The organism is Aeromonas sp. QDB30, from assembly GCF_027707645.1.
GTDB lineage: Bacteria > Pseudomonadota > Gammaproteobacteria > Enterobacterales > Aeromonadaceae > Aeromonas > Aeromonas caviae.
Genome location: NZ_JAPCIY010000155.1, coordinates 1 through 2,122 on the forward strand (window position 1 = coordinate 1; position 2,122 = coordinate 2,122).

The window sequence follows — 2,122 nt, forward strand, 5'->3', positions numbered from 1 at the left end:
AGGCAGAGAAAATCCAAGCAAAACAACACGTTAGACGGTATTATTAATTCGCTTGCCGCTTAAGGTTCTGTACATGTATTCGGACTGAAAAAGTGGAAATCAATATCCCTATAAAGCCTTTCATCGGAACAAAATACCACTCCATCCTCTCTAAATAATACAAGATCACACAAAATCATGACAACGTAGCACTTTCATTTTTTTAAAAAAAACATCAAACAAAGAATTGACCCAAACGAGTCATTGTAATAATGTTGTGAACACAAGTTAACACCCTAGGCTACATTTTTACAACTAGTTATCAATGCCCATTTATCAAAGGTGGTTTATGTCTTTTTTAACACCCGCAGAAAGTTTACCACTTCTTAGATTTAATGAACTAGTAATCAGAGCCGCTACGTTAAATGATATGAACAGTATCTATACAATGGGTTATGATGCTTGGGGAGATGGATTAGAACTCAACAAGTATTTGTTTTCCTGTAATAATTCTGAAAAATATAAAAAAGGAACCTGGTATATTCTTGAAGAACGCAATTGTATTCTAAGTTCTATTATATGTTATTCACTACCTTCCATTTCTGACATTTCAACCATAGGTATAGGGTCTCTATCTACAGTTTCTGATAAAAGGCGAAATGGCTTTGCCAGAATACTATTAGACGCAGTAAAAAAAGAGTATTGCAACCGATTTAAAACAAGAGCATTTATTCTTTATTCCGATATTAACCCTGACTACTACAAGATATCAGGATTCGAACCTCTACCAGATTCCCTTCAAAATAAAAAAAATACTACATGCATGGTTAATTGTAATGACATCGACATGGAAACAATAATTAAAAACTTTAGAAAAAACGCTCCATTATATTTCTAGCCTCCACTGTTTTGTAGAGTTGTACCATAACTAACATAAGGAAATGAAAAATGAGTAACTCGAAGATTAAATTTATGAAACAAGCAAGTATTGTCATTGCTGCCACCGCATCTGGCGTCGTAGGCGCAACAACTATAGATGCCAAAAACAATACAATTGAAGAATTGAAACAGTTTGAATCCAAGAAACCAGAAGCAATGAAATCTCTACTTGAAAAGCTGCAAGCTCAAAATAGCAAAGACCCAATATTTCAGAATATAGAAGATATCGCAAAAGAAGCAATTGAAAAAATCGAAAACTCTGACAAATATGCATCAAGAGTATATTTAAAGCCTCAGCAGGCACACTCAGAGTTATAATAAACACCCAGATTAATAAAGCCCAGCGTACGCCGGGCTTATACTATGGCATTATATCAATATGAATGAACTTATGAGTTTCTCGGCAACACTTTCCTCCATAGAGAAGGCAGCCCTCAAAGAAATACTTTGCAATAGAATTGTTGGCTATTTTAATGATAAAAATGAACTATCTAATTTAAGCCAAGAAAAAATATCAAGTTTTAATGCATTGTCGCATGCAATACGGGAACTTACACCATACAGTAGCGATATACCTCAGAATGGCATTTCTTTTTATGGTCGCCCCACATGGCTAACAGATGACTTACTAGATGCGCTCCAAAGAGAAGCGCAAGAAAGAAAAAATAAGAAATTAGACAGGGTAGATCATTTTCTTAGTTGTGGGGGAGAATTAGCTGACAAACTATCAGTGAACAAAGATATAATAGAATTCATATCAGAACATGTTGGGAATATAAAGCCCACTGGTATAGCGAGCTATCTATACTACGATTTTCAGGGAGGGGGGATAAAACCACATGTTGATACAGAAGTATTTTATATTAATCTGATAATCATGTTAAAACACGATGCCCCTTATGATGGCGTAGAACCATCATCGACTATTATATTCCCGCCAGGAATGCCATCTGAAAAATATCAATTAAAGGTAGGGGAAGTAATTTTAATGCATGGTAGTAGCACTATACATACAAGGTCAATAATCAGCAATGGAGAAGACATTCACTTATTGACTATTGGATTTCAAAAGACATCTAACAATTAACAGTGGCATCATATCGTATGCAACAGCATGAAAACATAGAACCGTCATTCCGCACCTGATTTTGCTATTTTCAGTGCTTGACGGCGATCGGCCGTTCTGATCTATTACTCTCTTTTG

Annotated in this window: 3 protein-coding genes; all 3 read left to right on the plus strand. The window is 35.2% G+C overall.

Annotated features, from left to right (window positions below):
• The first annotated feature begins 409 nt into the window (after positions 1-409).
• Positions 410-877 carry a hypothetical protein gene (locus tag PG896_RS20820; RefSeq protein ID WP_270836180.1) on the plus strand — a complete coding sequence of 156 codons (468 nt, stop codon included), beginning with the start codon at positions 410-412 and terminating at the stop codon, positions 875-877.
• A 50-nt stretch (positions 878-927) separates the two neighbouring features.
• Positions 928-1,236 (plus strand): hypothetical protein, encoded by a 309-nt coding sequence (locus PG896_RS20825; protein ID WP_270836181.1) that lies wholly within the window; start codon positions 928-930, stop codon positions 1,234-1,236.
• 61 nt (positions 1,237-1,297) lie between these two features.
• Complete coding sequence (locus PG896_RS20830) at positions 1,298-2,005, plus strand: hypothetical protein (RefSeq protein ID WP_270836182.1); 708 nt, start codon at positions 1,298-1,300, stop codon at positions 2,003-2,005.
• Positions 2,006-2,122 lie beyond the last annotated feature (117 nt).

Coding starts and splice junctions, on each gene's coding strand:
- PG896_RS20820 (WP_270836180.1), top strand. CDS start 410: ATGAACAGTATCTATACAATGGGTTATGATGCTTGGGGAGATGGATTA.
- PG896_RS20825 (WP_270836181.1), top strand. CDS start 928: ATGAGTAACTCGAAGATTAAATTTATGAAACAAGCAAGTATTGTCATT.
- PG896_RS20830 (WP_270836182.1), top strand. CDS start 1,298: ATGAATGAACTTATGAGTTTCTCGGCAACACTTTCCTCCATAGAGAAG.